Annotated in this window: 21 protein-coding genes; 14 read left to right on the forward strand and 7 right to left on the reverse strand. The window is 65.9% G+C overall.

Annotated elements, in window-relative coordinates:
- On the forward strand, nucleotides 1–1,095 hold a 1,095-nt coding region (locus D3260_RS11115), incomplete at its 5' end, for a PepSY domain-containing protein (protein WP_120098677.1).
- 166 nt (nucleotides 1,096–1,261) lie between these two features.
- Here D3260_RS11115 and D3260_RS11120 read toward each other — a convergent pair.
- Nucleotides 1,262–1,861 carry a LysE/ArgO family amino acid transporter gene (locus D3260_RS11120; protein ID WP_120098678.1) on the reverse strand — a complete coding sequence of 200 codons (600 nt, stop codon included), beginning with the start codon at nucleotides 1,859–1,861 and terminating at the stop codon, nucleotides 1,262–1,264.
- A gap of 95 nt (nucleotides 1,862–1,956) precedes the next feature.
- Here D3260_RS11120 and D3260_RS11125 point away from each other — a divergent pair, with 95 nt between their 5' ends.
- Nucleotides 1,957–2,844, forward strand: a complete 888-nt coding sequence (locus tag D3260_RS11125; RefSeq protein WP_120098679.1) for a LysR family transcriptional regulator ArgP — start codon at nucleotides 1,957–1,959, stop codon at nucleotides 2,842–2,844.
- Between the two features lie 137 nt (nucleotides 2,845–2,981).
- Nucleotides 2,982–3,587 carry a pseudouridine synthase gene (locus D3260_RS11130; RefSeq protein WP_120098680.1) on the forward strand — a complete coding sequence of 202 codons (606 nt, stop codon included), beginning with the start codon at nucleotides 2,982–2,984 and terminating at the stop codon, nucleotides 3,585–3,587.
- Between the two features lie 97 nt (nucleotides 3,588–3,684).
- On the opposite strand, the gene D3260_RS17305 is transcribed toward D3260_RS11130, so the two are convergent.
- Together D3260_RS17305 and D3260_RS11140 are read right to left on the reverse strand one after the other, a co-directional pair.
- Complete coding sequence (locus tag D3260_RS17305) at nucleotides 3,685–4,113, reverse strand: hypothetical protein (RefSeq protein ID WP_147418179.1); 429 nt, start codon at nucleotides 4,111–4,113, stop codon at nucleotides 3,685–3,687.
- Between the two features lie 411 nt (nucleotides 4,114–4,524).
- The gene (locus tag D3260_RS11140) at nucleotides 4,525–5,010 is read right to left on the reverse strand and encodes a metallophosphoesterase (RefSeq protein WP_120098682.1); all 486 of its coding nucleotides are present in this window, start codon (nucleotides 5,008–5,010) and stop codon (nucleotides 4,525–4,527) included.
- 45 nt (nucleotides 5,011–5,055) lie between these two features.
- On the opposite strand from D3260_RS11140, the gene D3260_RS11145 reads away from it, so the two are divergent.
- The 8 genes from D3260_RS11145 to D3260_RS11180 all read left to right on the forward strand — a co-directional run bounded on the left by D3260_RS11145 (nucleotide 5,056) and on the right by D3260_RS11180 (nucleotide 10,173).
- On the forward strand, nucleotides 5,056–5,817 hold the full coding sequence (locus D3260_RS11145; RefSeq protein WP_233544040.1) for a ParA family protein: 762 nt from the start codon (nucleotides 5,056–5,058) through the stop codon (nucleotides 5,815–5,817).
- 154 nt (nucleotides 5,818–5,971) lie between these two features.
- Nucleotides 5,972–6,403 (forward strand): DUF3015 family protein, encoded by a 432-nt coding sequence (locus tag D3260_RS11150; protein ID WP_158583503.1) that lies wholly within the window; start codon nucleotides 5,972–5,974, stop codon nucleotides 6,401–6,403.
- Between the two features lie 42 nt (nucleotides 6,404–6,445).
- Complete coding sequence (locus D3260_RS11155) at nucleotides 6,446–6,754, forward strand: hypothetical protein (RefSeq protein WP_120098684.1); 309 nt, start codon at nucleotides 6,446–6,448, stop codon at nucleotides 6,752–6,754.
- A gap of 159 nt (nucleotides 6,755–6,913) precedes the next feature.
- Nucleotides 6,914–7,414 carry a DUF2147 domain-containing protein gene (locus tag D3260_RS11160; protein ID WP_120098685.1) on the forward strand — a complete coding sequence of 167 codons (501 nt, stop codon included), beginning with the start codon at nucleotides 6,914–6,916 and terminating at the stop codon, nucleotides 7,412–7,414.
- A gap of 76 nt (nucleotides 7,415–7,490) precedes the next feature.
- On the forward strand, nucleotides 7,491–7,910 hold the full coding sequence (locus D3260_RS11165) for a DUF4174 domain-containing protein (protein ID WP_120098686.1): 420 nt from the start codon (nucleotides 7,491–7,493) through the stop codon (nucleotides 7,908–7,910).
- Nucleotides 7,907–8,278: a DUF2237 family protein gene (locus tag D3260_RS11170; protein WP_120098687.1), complete on the forward strand. Its 372-nt coding sequence runs from the start codon at nucleotides 7,907–7,909 to the stop codon at nucleotides 8,276–8,278. The genes D3260_RS11165 and D3260_RS11170 overlap by 4 nt, the downstream gene beginning before the upstream one ends.
- A 92-nt stretch (nucleotides 8,279–8,370) precedes the next feature.
- The gene (locus D3260_RS11175; protein WP_120098688.1) at nucleotides 8,371–9,756 is read left to right on the forward strand and encodes a wax ester/triacylglycerol synthase family O-acyltransferase; all 1,386 of its coding nucleotides are present in this window, start codon (nucleotides 8,371–8,373) and stop codon (nucleotides 9,754–9,756) included.
- Nucleotides 9,757–9,852: 96 nt separating this feature from the next.
- The gene (locus tag D3260_RS11180) at nucleotides 9,853–10,173 is read left to right on the forward strand and encodes a hypothetical protein (protein WP_120098689.1); all 321 of its coding nucleotides are present in this window, start codon (nucleotides 9,853–9,855) and stop codon (nucleotides 10,171–10,173) included.
- 48 nt (nucleotides 10,174–10,221) lie between these two features.
- On the opposite strand, the gene D3260_RS11185 is transcribed toward D3260_RS11180, so the two are convergent.
- The 4 genes from D3260_RS11185 to D3260_RS11200 all read right to left on the reverse strand — a co-directional run bounded on the left by D3260_RS11185 (nucleotide 10,222) and on the right by D3260_RS11200 (nucleotide 13,017).
- Nucleotides 10,222–10,821, reverse strand: a complete 600-nt coding sequence (locus tag D3260_RS11185) for an isoprenylcysteine carboxylmethyltransferase family protein (protein WP_120098690.1) — start codon at nucleotides 10,819–10,821, stop codon at nucleotides 10,222–10,224.
- 161 nt (nucleotides 10,822–10,982) lie between these two features.
- The gene (gene tesB / locus D3260_RS11190) at nucleotides 10,983–11,864 is read right to left on the reverse strand and encodes an acyl-CoA thioesterase II (RefSeq protein WP_120098691.1); all 882 of its coding nucleotides are present in this window, start codon (nucleotides 11,862–11,864) and stop codon (nucleotides 10,983–10,985) included.
- A 242-nt stretch (nucleotides 11,865–12,106) separates the two neighbouring features.
- Nucleotides 12,107–12,562, reverse strand: coding sequence for a PaaI family thioesterase (locus D3260_RS11195; protein WP_233544041.1), 456 nt, complete (start codon nucleotides 12,560–12,562; stop codon nucleotides 12,107–12,109).
- Nucleotides 12,559–13,017 (reverse strand): PaaI family thioesterase, encoded by a 459-nt coding sequence (locus D3260_RS11200; protein WP_120098692.1) that lies wholly within the window; start codon nucleotides 13,015–13,017, stop codon nucleotides 12,559–12,561. Before D3260_RS11200 ends, D3260_RS11195 begins: the two co-directional genes overlap by 4 nt.
- A gap of 137 nt (nucleotides 13,018–13,154) precedes the next feature.
- On the opposite strand from D3260_RS11200, the gene D3260_RS11205 reads away from it, so the two are divergent.
- Genes D3260_RS11205 through D3260_RS11215 form a run of 3 tightly spaced genes read left to right on the forward strand, consistent with a single transcriptional unit; the run spans nucleotide 13,155 to nucleotide 16,435 of the window.
- Nucleotides 13,155–13,751: an LON peptidase substrate-binding domain-containing protein gene (locus tag D3260_RS11205; protein ID WP_120098693.1), complete on the forward strand. Its 597-nt coding sequence runs from the start codon at nucleotides 13,155–13,157 to the stop codon at nucleotides 13,749–13,751.
- Between the two features lie 15 nt (nucleotides 13,752–13,766).
- Complete coding sequence (locus D3260_RS11210; RefSeq protein WP_120098694.1) at nucleotides 13,767–15,470, forward strand: murein L,D-transpeptidase; 1,704 nt, start codon at nucleotides 13,767–13,769, stop codon at nucleotides 15,468–15,470.
- Between the two features lie 38 nt (nucleotides 15,471–15,508).
- Complete coding sequence (locus D3260_RS11215; protein WP_233544042.1) at nucleotides 15,509–16,435, forward strand: D-Ala-D-Ala carboxypeptidase family metallohydrolase; 927 nt, start codon at nucleotides 15,509–15,511, stop codon at nucleotides 16,433–16,435.
- The last annotated feature ends 107 nt before the right edge of the window (nucleotides 16,436–16,542 follow it).

A 16,542-nucleotide genomic window follows, 5' to 3' on the forward strand; every position in this document is an offset into this window, starting at 1 on the left:
GCCCGTTTCCGCCTGCTGCTATCGCTGCATCGTTGGTCGAGCCTGTTCAGCGGCGGTTTCGCGCTGGTCGTCTGCGTGACCGGGTTGCCTCTGATCTTCGCTACCGATATCGATGTCTGGCGGCATGCGCCGGAAACCGCGACTTATGCCCAGCCGGCCACGCTGGCGGGCATGGCCGATGTCGCCCGTGCCCGCCATCCGGGGGCACAGATCCGCTATGCCGGCCAAGCCGACTCGCAGCACTGGTTCATCAGCGCCCGCGATGCCACAGGGCCATGGCATCGTCTGATGTTCCGGCACCCATCCGGGCATCTGGTGATGGATCACGCGTCGGGCACCGGGCTGATGGCCACTCTATTGGCACTGCATGCCCGACTATTGGCCGGGCCCAACGGGCAGCTCCTGCTGGCCGCGGTGGCCAGTGTGCTTGGCGTGGCCCTGGTTACCGGCCTGCTCGTGCATGCGCCGTTCGTCCCGCGGGCCGGGCCGCTCGCCGCCCGCGGTCGCGGATCGGCACGGCTTCGCTGGCTGGATCGACACAATCTCGTCGGCATGCTGCTCGTTACGTGGATGCTCGTGCTCACCGTCACGGGCGGGTTGCTCGCCCTCGCCGGCCCGATCCAGTCGCACTGGCGGGCAACCGCCTTCGCCCACCTGCTTGCCACGACGGATACCGCTCCCGCACGCGCGTCGCGGATCGATCTCGATGCCGTCACGGCCGCGGCACGCCAACGATATCCACAGGCAACGGTGGATTTCATCGCCCTGCCCGGTAGCCGCTATGCCACATCCAACGGGTACGTGGTGTACCTGGCCGGCGGACCGGGCCCTCTGACCCTGGCCCGCCATGCGGTCTGGGTCGACGCCGGCACGGCCACGCACACACAGGGCCTACCGCTCGGCCTGCTCATGTCACTTCTGATGAGCATCAAACCGCTGCACTTCGGCGATTTCGGCGGCCTGGCCCTCAAGTGTGTCTGGGCCCTGCTGGATCTGACGATGATGGTGGTGATCGCGACCGGCCTCTGGCTGTGGCTGCAACGCGTCTCGCCGCGCCTGTCCTCGCGCCGTGCCGCGTTGCGGGCCGGCCACTGATGCGCAGCGGCTCGCGACGGCTCGTGCCCGGCCTGGCGCTGTCTCAGTCGGTCGGTCTGGCGCTGGTCTGGGCCCCACATCCGCTGACAGCACTCGCCGCCGTCGTGCTGACCGGTATTGTCCTGATCCCCATCGGGCTGGTCCTGGCGCGCTCACGTCGGGCGGCTCACAGCGTTGCCGCCAAGCGGAGCGCGAACCCGAACATGACGAGCGCGATCAGCCCGTCGAGAACGCACCATGTCCGCGGTCGCGCGAGCCAGGGCGCGGCCGCGCGCGCGCCGTAGCCCAGCACGCCGAAGAACAGCAGCGACGCCGTGATCGCGCCAGCGGCAAATGCCGGGCGCGCTGCCGGATGCGCCTGACCGAGCGTGCCGAGCAGCATCACGGTATCGATATAGACGTGCGGGTTCAGCCAGGTCAGCGCCAGTGTGGTGGATGCGACCCGGATCGCCGAAGCACCACCGCACCCCTCGTCGGCCAGCAGGCCACCGCCGCCGATCGCGCGTCGGAGCGCCTGTAGACCATAGGCGACCAGGCACACGATACCGGCCAGCGTGAGCCACACCGACAACCGCGGCATGCCGGCGAGCGCCGCGCCGAGACCGAACACGCCGGCACTGATCAACACCGCATCGGATACCACACACAGCGCCACCACGAGCCCAACATGGCGGTCCGCCAGGCCCTGGCGCAGTACGAACGCGTTCTGGGCACCAATGGCCACGATCAAACCCAGCCCGGCGATCAGGCCGCTGAAAAACACCATGCGCTGTCATGTCCGGCAAGCGATTGAACCGGCAGGTTGCCCGGGACGCCAACAACAGCAAAGCTAAAGATACTGTTGCTGATTAAGTTTTTCTCATGACACTCGATACCGCGCAGCTTGCCGCCCTGGCCGCCGTCGTCCAGGCCGGCAGCTTCGAACGCGCTGCGGCAGACCTGCACATCACGCCGTCGGCCGTCTCACAGCGCATCGCTCGGCTCGAAGATCGGCTCGGCCAGGTTCTCGTGGTACGCGGCGCCCCGGTACGCCCGACCGGCGTCGGGCGTCGGCTGGTCGCACACGCCGAACGCGTGGCTGCCCTCGAACAGGACACATTGGGTGCCCTCGGGCTGGCCGGCCCGGCCACGACGCGCCTATCGATCGCGGTGAACGCCGATTCGCTGGCGAGCTGGTTCGCGCCGGTGCTGGCCGAGCCCCTGTCGCAGCATCTCGATGTGACGCTGGACAACGAGGATCACAGCATCGACTGGTTGCGCCGCGGCGACGTGAGCGCGGCCATCGGCGCGGCCGGCGACCCGATCACCGGCTGTGCGTGCGAGCCGCTAGGGACGCTGCGCTATCGGGCAGTCGCCACGCCGGCCTTCATCGCCCGCTGGCTGGGCGCGGACATCACGCCGGCCGCCATGGCTCGAGCGCCGGCGTTGGCCTTCAACACCGCCGATCGGCTGCAGGCACGCTGGCTTGCCGCCCGGCTGGGCCCGATCGAGCCGGCCGTCGGGCATCGGCTGCCCTCGGCCGAGGCGTTCGTAGCCGCGACCCTGGCCGGCAGCGCCTGGAGCCTGAACCCGGAACCGTTGATCGCCGCCGCGCTGGCCGACGGCCGGCTCGTGGAGCTGATCCCGGACACGCCGCTCGATATCGCGCTCTACTGGCATTACCCACGCCGACTCGGCCCGCTGCTGGCGCCGCTGACTGCGGCCGTGCATCACGCGGCAAGCACGAGACTCCGAGCCCCGGCCGGCTGACCGAACAGCGCGCATCGAATACGTTGGACTCGACCGTCCAGCGGCAAGCACGGGGCCCCGACCCTGCCTTGCCTTACGACCCATCGCTCGCTCTGGTGGCCGTCGCTTGCGACTGACAACATCGGTAGCATGCGGCCATGTCACGTCGTCGTTCCCGCGTTCGAAGCCGATCGCAGCCCACGCCTCGCGCCGATCGCTCGGCCCGCGAGCCGAGCCGGCTGATCGCCTTCAACAAGCCGTTCAATGTCCTTTGTCAGTTCACCGACGCCGCCGACCGCGCCACACTGGCCGATTACATCGACCAGCCCGGCGTCTACCCGGCCGGGCGACTGGACCGCGACAGCGAAGGCCTGCTGCTGCTGACCAACAACGGCCGGCTCAACGCGAAGATCACGCAGCCGAGATCCCATCAGTCCAAGACGTACTGGGCCCAGGTCGACGGCGCGCCGGATGACGACGCCCTGGCCGCGCTCGCCGCCGGTCCCACGCTCTCGGACGGCCCGACCCGACCGGCGCGTGTACGGCGCTTGACGCCCCCGACACTGTGGCCGCGCAACCCGCCGGTGCGTTACCGCAAGACCGTGCCGACCACATGGCTTGAAATCGTCATCACCGAAGGCCGCAATCGACAGGTTCGCCGCATGACCGCGGCCGTGGGCGCTCCGACCCTGCGTCTGGTCCGGGTCGCGATCGGCGACTGGCACCTCGGCGATCTGGCGCCTGGCCAATGGCGCCCTCTGTGAGCGCCGGGCCGCACGAGACCCACATCACCGGGCGCGCTGCGTGATCGAGCGCATCACCGAAGTCGAGGGCCCGATCAAACAGAGCCGACGACAGCAATCACCTGAGCGCGGGCCGGCAATCATCGATGCGTCCGGCGTCACGGCGCGCCACGCCCGCCAGACGATCGCGGACGGCCATCAGCCGCTGCCGGCCCGCCTCGGCGCCCTCAACATCGAACAGCGCCGGCGCCGCCAACACACGATCCAGATTGGCCCGATCACGCGACCGGCCGCTTGGCGGCATCAGCGGATACCGTCTGCCAACGTCGCATAGCCGACGTCCGTTGCGCCGTACGACGATACCCGCACGTTTCGTCTCACCGCGCACCCGGCAGACAAGCGACGCCGCGCCATAGCGCTTCCTCCAGGGCCTGTTATTAACCCGGCATAAAAATAGATGATTTTTCGGGTTGATAACGCGCGTGTGCGAAAGCACGCGCGCCACGGCCAACGGCCGTGAAGCCATTGAAAATAAAAAGACGGACAAGTGCCGGCATTTCTTTCGATGGCGTTGAAAACAGCTGACGTCGTCAGCTGTTTTGGTACCGGATTAATAACACGTCGCACGTGACCGCGTTGCTGCCCCAAAACCGGCCAGGCAAGCCGTGCAACGCCGCATGGCCGGTTTTTACGCGCAACCCGACGGGACGGCGGTCATTTTTCCGCAATCCGGCGTTATCGTTCGCTACGGCAGAATGACGGCCGTGCGCGCCCGATGCCGTGTCTTGCAAAAAATGAGCGCCGGCGCGATCTCCGTTTCTGCTGCCCGCGGCATATCACGTCCCCGGACTCGATTGATGGCCGACACCAACCGTCGTGAAGCAACAGGTGCACCCACCCGCGTGACAGACGACCGGGCAGAGCCACCGACACGCCAAGAACGCGTGCCGGTCGCGGCTCATTTTCGACGCGCCAGTCGCTCGAACACATACGGCGTCATCTGCCAGTCGTCATCCGTGGCGATCAGTTCGATGAAACCCGGCCCGCCGTAGGCGCGTGTCTTGCCCGCCGCCCCCGGATTGAGCAGCCACGGCCGGCTGTCGGTGGCCATCACCCGCCGATGGCTGTGCCCGAGCACGATGGCGCGCGCGTCGGGGAAACGCGCCGCCAGCCGGCGATGGCGGTTCTTCGCCGGCCACTGATGGCCGTGCATGACCGCCAGCCTGCCGCCGGGCAGATCGCGCACGATCTCGGCCGGCCAGACGCTGTCGGCCGGGTCGTTGTTGCCGGTCACGATCAGACATTCATCGGCCAGAGCTGCCGTGGCTTCGGCCATGCCCGGCCCGACATCGCCGGCATGGACGACCAGATCGGCGCCGGCGGCATCGCGCGCGATGCGCGGGTCCAGAAATCCGTGGGTATCGGCAAGAATCACGACGCGCATGGGCTTACTGTCATAAAAAGTTCATGAAAAACCGAACAGCGTGCAATGCATTCGGTGGCCTTCTACCATGCCGGAATGAAGACATGGGCGCTCTACAGCTTGAAGGGCGGCGTCGGCAAGACGGCCGCAGCGGTTAATCTGGCCTACGAGGCCGCACGCGCTGGCAAGCACGTGCTGTTGTGGGATCTCGATCCGCAGGGGGCGGCGAGCTGGTATCTGGGCATCGACGATCAGACCGAGCTCTCGCCGAAGAAGATCGTGGCCGGCAAGACGGCCCTCGGTCGCCATGTATGCGCCACGACCCATGCGCGGCTGTCCGTTTTGCCCGGCAATCGTGGCTATCGTCAATGGGACGTGCGCATTCACGAGGCCAAGTCGCCGCGCAAGGTGCTCGAGGGGCTGATCGAGCCGTTCTCGGAAACCTATTCGCTGATGATTCTCGATTGCCCGCCGGGCATTGGCCCATTGTCGACCGCCATCCTGCGCGCCGCCGACCGGATCGTGGTACCGGTGGTGCCCACTCCGCTGTCGTTGCGCGCCCTCGATGAAGTCCGGGATCACGTCGCCGAGAAGAAAGTCGGCAAGACACGGCTCAAGCCGTTCTTCTCCATGGCCGACCGACGACGCCGGCTGCATCGGGATCTGCTCGCCGAACCCCCGGCGACCATGGCCGACAGCGCGCAGACATTTGTCGACTACGCCAGCGTGATTGAGCAGATGGGCGCCCACCGTGCCCCTGTCGCCACATATGCGCCGCGCAGTCGGGCCACGAGCCAGTATCGCGCGCTCTATCGCGAGCTTGCCTGAGCTTTTCTACCCCCGCCGAGCCGAGCGCGTGGACGCTCGCGCTCGGCGAACGAACCTCGAAACAGCCCGATCGATCGGGCACAGGCGTGTCAAAGACGGCGTATTGTGCGAATTCGGCTTGAGGCCGACGTACAGCCACGCTAGCTTATCGCACATGACGATAACGACTCGAAGCCATGCGACGAGTGGCCGCGGCGCGATCGGCGCCGGCTTGGCGCTCGCGCTTTGCGCGCTCACCGGCTGTGCCGCCACCGATGTCACCACGCATCGCGGCATGCAGGCCACCACCGCCAGCCTGAAGGGGACTGCCTACGCGCTTCGCGCCAGCGGGCGGGCTTCGGTTACCGCGCCCGATACGCCGCGCTATGCCGAGGCGACCGATTTCTTCGAATCGCAGCGCTCTCAGCTCGCCCGTCAGGCCGCGGCCGGCGGCGGTGAGGATATCGACGCGCTCGGGCTGTTATTGGGCAAATCCGACAATCGAGCCCTTGCAAGATGGATGCAGGCTCATTACCACGCGCTGTTCAGCGACCGGACGGTCGCTGCCTCTAGAGTAATATCACGCATCGACGCGCAGGCTGGATAGCGCGTACATTCAGTACTCCAAATGCAGAAAAGGCCTTTGAAAATGAAGAAACTGATGATGGTTACCGCCGCCGCTCTGCTGACTGTCGGCTTGTCGGCCTGTGGCCAGAGCAGCGACAACAGCGCGTCTGACAACTCGATGTCGGACAACGGCATGTCCTCGAATTCCATGAGCGACAACGGTATGTCCGGCAACAGCATGTCCTCGAATGGCATGTCGGATAACGGCATGTCCTCCAACGGTATGTCGGACAACAGCATGTCCTCCAATGGCATGTCGGATAACGGCATGTCCAACGATATGTCGAACAACGACATGTCCGATAACGACATGTCCTCGAACGGCATGTAAGACGCCCGTCGGCCCCGTCTCGGGGCATGACGCGCACAAGCCGGTGCCATGCGATGCCATGGCACCGGCTTTTTTTCGTCCAGGGCGCGCATTCATCGACGGGACGGGTTCAAGCGGAGATGCTCGAGTCAGAACAAGAACGTCCCGAGGAGTATCCGTATGATCAAGCGCTTTCTCATCGCATCGCTCGTGCTCGGTGCAGGCACGCTGGCCAGCACCACCACTGTCATGGCCGCCAGCAACCAGGCCGACGACATCACCGGCGTATGGCGCACGAAGTCTGGCGGCTACGTCCAGATCTATCGCGACGGCGATGTGTACGACGGTCGCATCGTCGGCTCGGTCGACGGCAAGGCGCGCTACGACAAGAACAACCCCGATCCCGAAAAACGCAAACGTCGCCTGCTCGGCGTGGTGATTCTCGACCATCTCAAGCCCGAGGAGGACGGCGCCTACGACGGCGGCGAGATCTACGACCCCAACAACGGCAAGTCCTACAGCGCCAAGGCCAAGATGACCGGCCCGGATACTCTGGATGCGCGCGGCTACATCGGTCTGAGCCTGATCGGCAAAACCCAGACCTGGCACCGTATCGATCCGGCTTCGGCCAACGTCCACAGCGATCTGTTGCACCAGCCCGTGGGCCAGTCGCCGCAATGACGCCAAGGCGTAACATGGCGTATCGACACACGATCTATATCATGGACGCGTCGATTCCCTCGATGCGTTTCATGCCATGCGCCATCTCGCTTTCCTGTCATTCGCGCTGATCGCGATCATGCTCGCCGGCTGTAGTGCCGATGCCGACACCGCCCTGCCCGACATGCAGTGGCATTATCGCGTGATCGCGACGTTCCCCGAGAGCGGCGATCAGGCACAGCGCATGCAGCAGGCCTTCCAGAGTTCGCCGGGCCTCGAAGAGCGCGACATCGCCTGGTTCGTCGTCGGCCCGGATCACATCACCTCCAATCTGGCGGACGACAAGGTCCCGTCGCGCGCCAGCCTGGAGAAACTGCATACCGTCGACGGTTTCCAGACCGTGCTCGTGGGCAAGGACGGCAAGCTCAAGGCCAGCCAGCTCGGCGGACTCAATATCCAGAGCCTGCTCGATTCCATTGATCAGATGCCCATGCGCAAGCAGGAGATGCAGCAATGAGTACGGCCCGCAATGTGCTCGGCGAGCCGCTGGCCGGCTGCTGCAGCGCGCCGATCACCGGTTTCTATCGCGACGGCTTCTGTCATGTCGGCCCGGAGGATCACGGCGTCCACGCCGTCTGTGCCGTCATGACCGACGACTTCCTGTCATTTTCGGCTGCTCGCGGCAATGATCTCGCCACACCACGACCGGAGTTCGACTTCCCCGGTCTGGCCGCCGGCGACCGGTGGTGCCTGTGTGCGGCGCGTTGGGCCGAAGCCGAGGCGGCCGGCGTCGCCCCGCGTGTGGCCCTGACGGCCACACACGAGGCCGCCCTCGAGATCGTGGCTCTCGCGGCTCTGAAACGACATGCGATCGACCTGTCGTAGGCGGCATCGATGGCGGCTTCGACACGACGTGATGAGCACGTACCCGCGGGGATCCCGCCCGTTCGCGCCACCGCATTGACAGGCGCCGACGAATGACTGTCGTCGACCCCATCGGCCAGCTGTTCCTGCATCTGGAACGACGCAACCAGCCGATGCACGTCGGCGGGCTGCAGTTGTTCGAGTTGCCCGATGATGCCCCGGTCGATTATGTCCGGCGGCTGGTCGAGCGCGCCCGGCGTTTCGACATGGTCCAACCGCCGTTCGATCGCCGACTCGTGCAACGCCTGGGTCAGTCGTTCTGGCGTGCCGATACAGGGCTGGATCTGGAATATCACGTCCGTCATCTGGCTCTGCCGGCCGCGGGTGCGATACGCGATCTGCTGGCACTGGTCTCCATGCTGCATGGCGCCCTGCTCGATCGAGCCCGCCCGCTGTGGGAGATGTACATCATCGAAGGCGTGGCCGACCATCGTTTCGCGATCTACACGAAGTTTCATCACGCCATGATGGACGGCGTCTCGGCCATGCGTCTGATGCATCGGTTCGTATCGCAGACGCCCGATGCCGAGACCGTTCACATGCCCTGGTCGCTGCCACGTAAACGCAGCCGCCAGACGAGCGGCCGGCTCGCCGACAGCTGGCAGACGATTCAGGCCGGCGCACGACAGGCCCTGGCCCTGCCGAGCGTGCCGGGCGCGCTTTATCAGAGCTGGCACGATGCGCGCCAGGATGCCGATTTCACCGGTCCGATGCGTGCACCGGCGTGCATGCTCAATCGCCCGATCAGCGGCTCGCGGCGCGTGGCTGCCCAGGGCTATTCGCTCACCCGGATCCGTGCCGTGGCCGCGCGTTTCGATGCCACCGTCAACGACATCGTGCTCGCCATGTGTGCCTCGGCGCTACGCGCTTATCTGATCGATAACGACGGGCTGCCGGCCCGGCCGCTCATCGCCCTCGTGCCGATGTCCCTGCACGACGACAAACACGATGCGACCGGCAACAAGGTCGGCGCGATCTACACCAACCTGGCGACCAACGTCGCCGATCCGCTCGACCGGTTATCCGCCATCCAGCGTTCGGTGGCCTACTGGAAACGCCGCTACAAGACGATGTCGCCGGCACAGATCATGGCTTTCACGGCCACGCTGTCGGCCCCGGCCGGACTCAATCTGCTCACCGGCGCCGCCCCACGCCACCAGGCTTTCAATGTGGTGATCTCCAACGTGCCCGGGCCGGCCGAGCCACGCTATCTCGGTGAAGCACGCATGGTGGGCATGTATCCGTTGTCGGTGGTGCTCGACGGCCAGGCGCTCAACATCAGCCTGACGAGCTATGCCGATGCCATCGAATTCGGGCTGATTGCCTGTCGTCGATCGGTGCCGAGCATGCAGAACCTGCTCCAGTATCTCGGCGAAGCGCTCGATGCACTCGATGACGCCTCGTCGGCCACCGAGCCACCGCCGCCCGGCACGATGTAATGCCTGTGGCCGGCCGAGAGCCGGGGCGAGCCAGCGCGACAAAGGTCGACCGAACGGCGCGCGCAACCACGCCAGCCGGCCAGGCGTAGACACAGCATGGCCAGCGACGACACAACGTGCCGGATCTGCGGGCGCATCGGCGTCAAGACCACGCGGCATCATCTCATTCCGCGGCGCACCCACCGCCAGAAACGTATCCGCAAACGTTTCGATCGCGACGACCGGCTCGGCCGGATCCTGTCTGTCTGTCGCCCCTGTCACAGCCATATTCATGCCGTGTTGAGCGAAAAGGCCCTGGCCGAGGTCTACAACACGGGCGAGGCGCTGCGTGCCCATCCGGACATCGCGGCATTCGCGGACTGGATCGCCGACAAGCCGGCGGGCTTTCGGCCCACGATCCGGCGGCCGAAGCGCTGAATACGCGCCGCGCCCGCCCAGATTTTCCGGGCCATCCTCAAAGGGTCGCTATAACCACATGACCGCCAGGCCGGTCACACAGATCACCGACCACGCCAGCTCGTGGTTGGCCCGCAAACGCACGAGGCAGAAGCGCTGGCCGTCGCCGCTGCGCCACGGCGACAGGCGCGGCCAGAACGCCGGCACGTGCGCGGCGTGGCGCGCGGCATCCTGCGGAAACAGCTCGGCCATGCGCGCATGTTCGCGCGCGAACTTGCGCGGCAGATACCCCAGAAAGAACAGGCCGATTCCCAGCGCCCCGGCCACCCAGATCGCAACGCCCAGCGACGTGTCGTTGTTGCCGGCCGCCATCGCGATTCCCAGAAGGATCACGAATGTCCCGAGATAGGCGGGGTTACGGGAATGGGCATAGGGACCTGTCGTGGCCAGCCGATGATTCTTTTCCAGATGACCGAATGTCCAGGCCCGCAGCATCAGGCCGCCCAGCACGAACAACGACCCGAAAATGAAGGTGCCGACGTCCGGTTCCGCCAAGGCCAGTACAGCCAGCCCTGCGGCATGCACGAACACCTGGCGCGGTGAAAGCCGACGGCTTGCCAAACGTCGGAACCAGGGTTCTGTCACACGATACGCCGTCCGTTGGGTCATGCCGGCCGCTGCCTGCTCGATGAATGATGGCCGCCACCGTAACCGGGGTTGTTCTTGTCCCTGGAACGAAGATCAACGATCAATCAATGAAGCGTTATCGCATCGCCATGCCCGGCTTCATGCGCCGGCCGCCGCCACGCCAGCGTGGCGGCGTGGCGGCGTCAGGTCTCTCGCTGGCGGATCAGGCCCTCCTGTGCCACCGAGGCCACCAGGCGGCCGTCCCGCGTGAAGATCAACCCCCGTGACAACCCGCGCGCATCCTGTGCGCCCGGGCTTTCCATGGCATAGAGCAGCCAGTCGTCGACACGTACGTCACCGTGAAACCACAGGGCGTGATCGATGCTGGCCATCTGCATGCCGGGCGTGAAGAAGGATACACCATGCGGCAGCTGGGCCGTGGTCAACAGATTGAAATCGCTGGCGTAGGTCAGCACCGCCCGATGCAACGCCTGGTCGTCGGGCAACCGGTCCTTGGCCCGAAACCATACGTACTGGCGCGGCTCGCGCTTGTCGGGCGCCAGCATGTTCCAGGGCGAGACCGGCCGCATGTCGATGGCGATCTCGCGCCCGACCGCCTCGCGCAGGGATTCCGGGACACGGTCCAGTGCATCCACCCATTCATGGCGCAGCTCGTCGTGACTGGCCAGGGTTTCGGGGGGCGCGACATCAGGCATCTCGCTCTGATGCACGTAGCCGCACTCGGGCACGTGGAATGAGGCGAGCATGGAAAAGATCGGCCGCCCGTGCTGGATCGCCTGGACCCGGCGCGCCGCGAAACTGCGCCCCTCCCGGATATTGTCGACTTCGTAGACGATCGATTTCGCCATGTCCCCGGGACGCAGGAAATATCCGTGCAGTGAATGACACAGCTGCCCGGGCGAGACGGTGCGCGTCGCCGCGACCAGGGCCTGACCGGCAACCTGGCCACCGAACACGCTGCGCCCCCCGAGATCCCGGGAACTGCCGCGGAACAATCGGTCCTCGAGCACTTCGAGATCGAGCTGGGCGAGCAGGTCGGCGACCCGTTGCGACGACGCGGTCATGGGCGAATTCCTGTCCGGCTAAAAACCTTCAGTCCAGGGCGTGTCGTCACGAGATACGCAGCCCTAAGAGCCCGCAGCCAGGCGACGACCCTCCGGCGTTATCGCGCGCTCATGTGGCCTGGGCCACACCAGGCTCACGATGCCTTGTCTTGCTGCCGCTTGGCCGCGGGTGCGACGGTCTATCTCGTGACGACACGCCTCAAGATCACCAAAGTGCCACAATTCGAGACCGTATGGTCGACTCAGGTGGCCGCCGAAGCCTCACGCAGTACGAATGTCGCCCGCGCGAAGGCGATCGGCCTGTCCGGGTTGTCCTGCCAGCATTGCGCCTGAACCTGGGCCACATGGCGACCGGCCCGGATCAGGCGTGCCGAAGCAATGCACTCGGCCGGCCCTGCCGAGCGCCAGTAGTCGATCGTGAAATCGACCGGGTCCGGCAAGCGCGGCGCCGGCGTGTCGATCAGGGCCTCGAACTGCATTGCCAGTTCCAGCAGGGCCGCCAGCGTGCCGCCGTGCAACGCCGGCAGGCTGGCGTTACCGATATGTGCGTCCCGATACGGCATGACATAAGCGCGGCGCCCGGGCGCATCGGTCCGCACGATCAGACCGAGATAGCGCGCATATGGCACGGCGGCGATCATTGCCTCGTCGTCGCCGGCGGCCAGAGCCGAGGCCAGGGTACTGCCACGCACGCTCATGTGGGCGCCAGCCGGCCGGTCCGGGCGAATGTGGCCGTGGCCCGCGCGACCGGGCGCGTCGGGTCGTCCTGGTGCAGTACGGCGGTGACGAAGGCCATGCGCTGTGTCACATGATGACAGTCGGCCACGACATCCAGCGCCGACCCGGCAACTGCCGGGCGCAGATGATCCATGCGCAGATCGAGCGTGGCGATGGCCGAGCGGGCCGACAGAGTCAGAAAGACCGCCAATCCGCAGGTGGCATCGGCTGCGACGGCCGCGATGCCGGTATGCCAGAGCCCGGCATCGATATCGCCCAGAAATACGTCGCGATACGGCAGGCGCATGTGGACCGACGGCGGTCCCGCATCAACGAGCGTCAGCCCGATGGCCAGACTGTGCGGAATGGCGGCATGGAAACGCTGGGCAAGCCTTGCCCATGCTTCCGGGTCGATCTGGTGGTGCGATTCGATCATTGCCTCAAGATAGCGGGCGCGCGCAGCGGTGTCATGCCGATTGCGCGCCTCGGTATTTCTCCCCGCCGACACGGCGCATCCATGGCACGTAGACTGGGATCAGAACCATTCGGCCTTCACGATCACGCGCAACGTTCATGGACCCGACCGAACATCCGTTGTTTCCGTTGTCCACGGTGGTGTTTCCCGGCGGCATTCTGCCGATGCGGATCTTCGAGCCCCGTTATCTGGACATGGTCTCGCACTGCATGCGACAGGCTACGGGCTTTGTCGTCTGTGCGGCCCGTCCGGCGGAATCCGGCGGGTTCGCGGCGCCGCGTGCCAGCGGTACACGAGTCTCGATCGCGGATTTCGATCGCCTGGACGATGGCGCACTCGGCATCACGGTCCACGGCCATGAGCGCGTGTCGATTCACGACGCGCGCTGCGGCGCGGACGGTCTCTGGTGGGGGCGTATCGCGGCCCTGCCCGAGAGCGCGGACGGCCCCTGTCCGATCGAGTTCGCGGCGTTAAAGGACATCGTCGCGGCCCTCATCGAGCAGACCGGGCTGCCCTACACGACGGCCAGCACGGATTACAGCTCAGCGAGCTGGCTGTCCGCGCGTCTGACCGAGCTGTTGCCGTTCGATGCCGCCACCAAGCATCAGCTGCTGTCCACCGACGATCCGATCGAGAGACTGCGCCGCATCCGGCCGATGGTTGAAATCGAGAACACCGGCCGCAGCGCCGACTGAACAAGGAATTCGTTGATGAGAGAACGAGGGGATCAGACAGGCCGCGGCTGGCGACGCGCATCGCGCGCGGCCATCGTGTGCATGACGCTGGCCAGCACCACGGCTTTCGGGGCTACCGATACCGGTCAGGGCAGTAATACGGCTACCGACACGGACACGAACACGGTCCAGCCGCAGTCGCCGACGGCCCGGGCGATCGCAGACCAGCTGGACAGCATGGCCGACGGCAACGACCGCCTGGCCGCCATCAAGGCCTTCTACAAGGCGCGTCAGGACCGGCCGGCCTGGTTCGATACGGAGGGCGATCCGAATGAACAGGCCGGTGCCTTCATCGACTATCTGCACCAGCTGTCGCAGCAGGGCATCGCGGATTCGGCCTATTTCGACAGCCCGCTCGCCAACGGCGTGCCCAACGTCTCGTCGGACGACCCGCGCCGCCTGGCCGCAGCCGACGTGGCGCTGAGCCGCACGTTCGTGGCACTGGGCCATGACCTGCATCACGGCGTGATCGACGACGACTCGATCCGTGTGACCTGGCGCACGCCGAATCCGCCGGCCGACTACCAGCAGGCGCTGGCACGCGGCACCGACGGCAATCCGGCCCAGGTCCTGAACGCACTGGCACCGCAACAGACCCAGTACGCCAATCTGACCAAGGCGTTGGCGCAATACCGCCAGATCGCCGACAACGGCGGCTGGTCGACCATCGGCGACGGCAAGGTGCTCAAACAGGGCATGTCCGATCCCCGGATCGCCACGCTCTGGTCGCGTCTGCAGGCCACGGGCGATGCCCCGGCCGACACGTCGGCGCCCAGCACATACAACGACACGATCATGAAGGCCATGCGTCACTACCAGACGCGCAACGGCCTCAAGGTCGATGGCCTGCTGGGCCCGAAGACCCGCTCCGCGCTGAACGTGTCCGTCGGCCAGCGCATCGACGAGATCAAGCTCAATATGGAGCGCTGGCGCTGGATGCCGGCCTCGTTCGGCGAGCGTTACATCGCGGTCAATGTCCCGGCGTTCAAGCTCAAGGCCGTGGACAAGGACGGCAAGACCCTGCACATGAACGTCATCGTGGGCGGCAGCTACAACGACAAGGAAACGCCGATCTTCGGCGATACCATGCGCTATCTCGTCTTCCGGCCGTACTGGAACGTCCCACCGGGAATCGCCGCCGACGAGATCGTGCCGAAACAGCGCAAGAACCCGAATTATCTGGCCTCGAAGAACTACCAGATCGTGCGCAACTTCGGCCCCGATGCGCAGCCGCTGGCCGTCACCCCGGCGCACATCAACGCCGTGGCCAACGGCGATCTGCTGATTCGCCAGGCCGGTGGCAAAAACAACGCGCTCGGGCTGGTCAAGTTCATCTTCCCGAACGATCACTCGGTGTATCTGCACAGCACATCGGCCAAATCGCTATTCAAGCGCAGCGATCGCGACCTGTCTCATGGGTGCGTCCGCGTGGCCGATCCCGTCGCGCTGGCCTCTTACGTGCTGGACGGCAAGCCGGGCTGGGACCGGTCACGCATCGAACAGGCCATGCACAGCGGCGGGCGCAAGAAAGTCGACCTGGCCCAGTCGGTCCCGGTCTACATGATGTACTGGACGGCCTTTGTCGGGCAGGACGGCACGGTCAATTTCCGCAAGGATCTGTATGGCCACGACGAGACGTTGACCAACGCTCTCGACAACACGTCCCAGGTCACCCTGTGACGCCGACCCGAGCCGGGTTGATCGCGCTAGCCTGCCTCGTGGCCAGTCTGACAGGGCTGCCCGCGGGGGCCGTGGCCGCCAGCAATGAAGGGACCGCGGACGAGGGATTCGCGGTTCGCATCAACGATCGGCTCGTCGACCGGGCGATCACGAGTGCTTTCGTGATGCCCGACGAGGCGATCCGTGTGGCGGCCCGCGACCTGCCGCCCAGCGCCCGGGTCTCGCTCGAAGCCGGGGCGGCCGGACTGTCGGCCCGGCGCACCGGCGACAATACGTGGCGTATCGAGGCGCCGTCCGCGCCGGGCGTCTATCCGATCGTGCTGAACCGCAGCGACGACGCCACCGATCGACGCCTGAACCTGTTCGTAATGCAGCGCTTTGACCCGCACACGGCGACACTCGATGGGTATCGCATCGGTCACTACGAGCTCGAGCCGCTGCGCGGCCGCGAGATCTACGAGCCGCCCCAGGCGCTGATGCCGGTCACGAAAGACGGGCTCGATACCCATCTCTCGCCCCACTTCACCATCGGTCAGTTCCTCTGCCATGCCCAACCCGGGCACTGGCCGAAGTACGTGCGCGTCAAACCGATGCTGGTGGCCAAGCTCGAGGCGATCGTCGCCGAACTGCAACGACGGGGCATCAAGGCCCAGACATTGACCGTGATGAGCGGCTATCGGACGCCGGCCTACAACAAGGCGATCGGCAACACCACGACCTACAGCCGGCATCTCTACGGTGGTGCAGCCGATATCTATGTCGATACCAACGGCGACGGACGCATGGACGATCTCAACGGCGATGGCACCGTCGACGTCGACGATGCCGACTGGCTGGCCGATCTGATCGCCGGACTCGCCAAGGTCCATCCCGACTTCGCGGGTGGCCTCTCGGCCTATTCGGCGAATTCGGCACACGGCCCGTTCGTGCACACCGATGTTCGTGGCGTGGCGGCGCGCTGGTGACACGCCATCGGCCCGGACCGCCATGATGCAGACTTAGGGAACCTCTGATCTATTCATCTACGGTCGCGCCGGTGTCTTTTGCGCGCATCTGACAAGACGCCGCGAGC

The organism is Salinisphaera sp. Q1T1-3, assembly GCF_003602005.1.
Taxonomy (GTDB): Bacteria; Pseudomonadota; Gammaproteobacteria; order Nevskiales; family Salinisphaeraceae; genus Salinisphaera.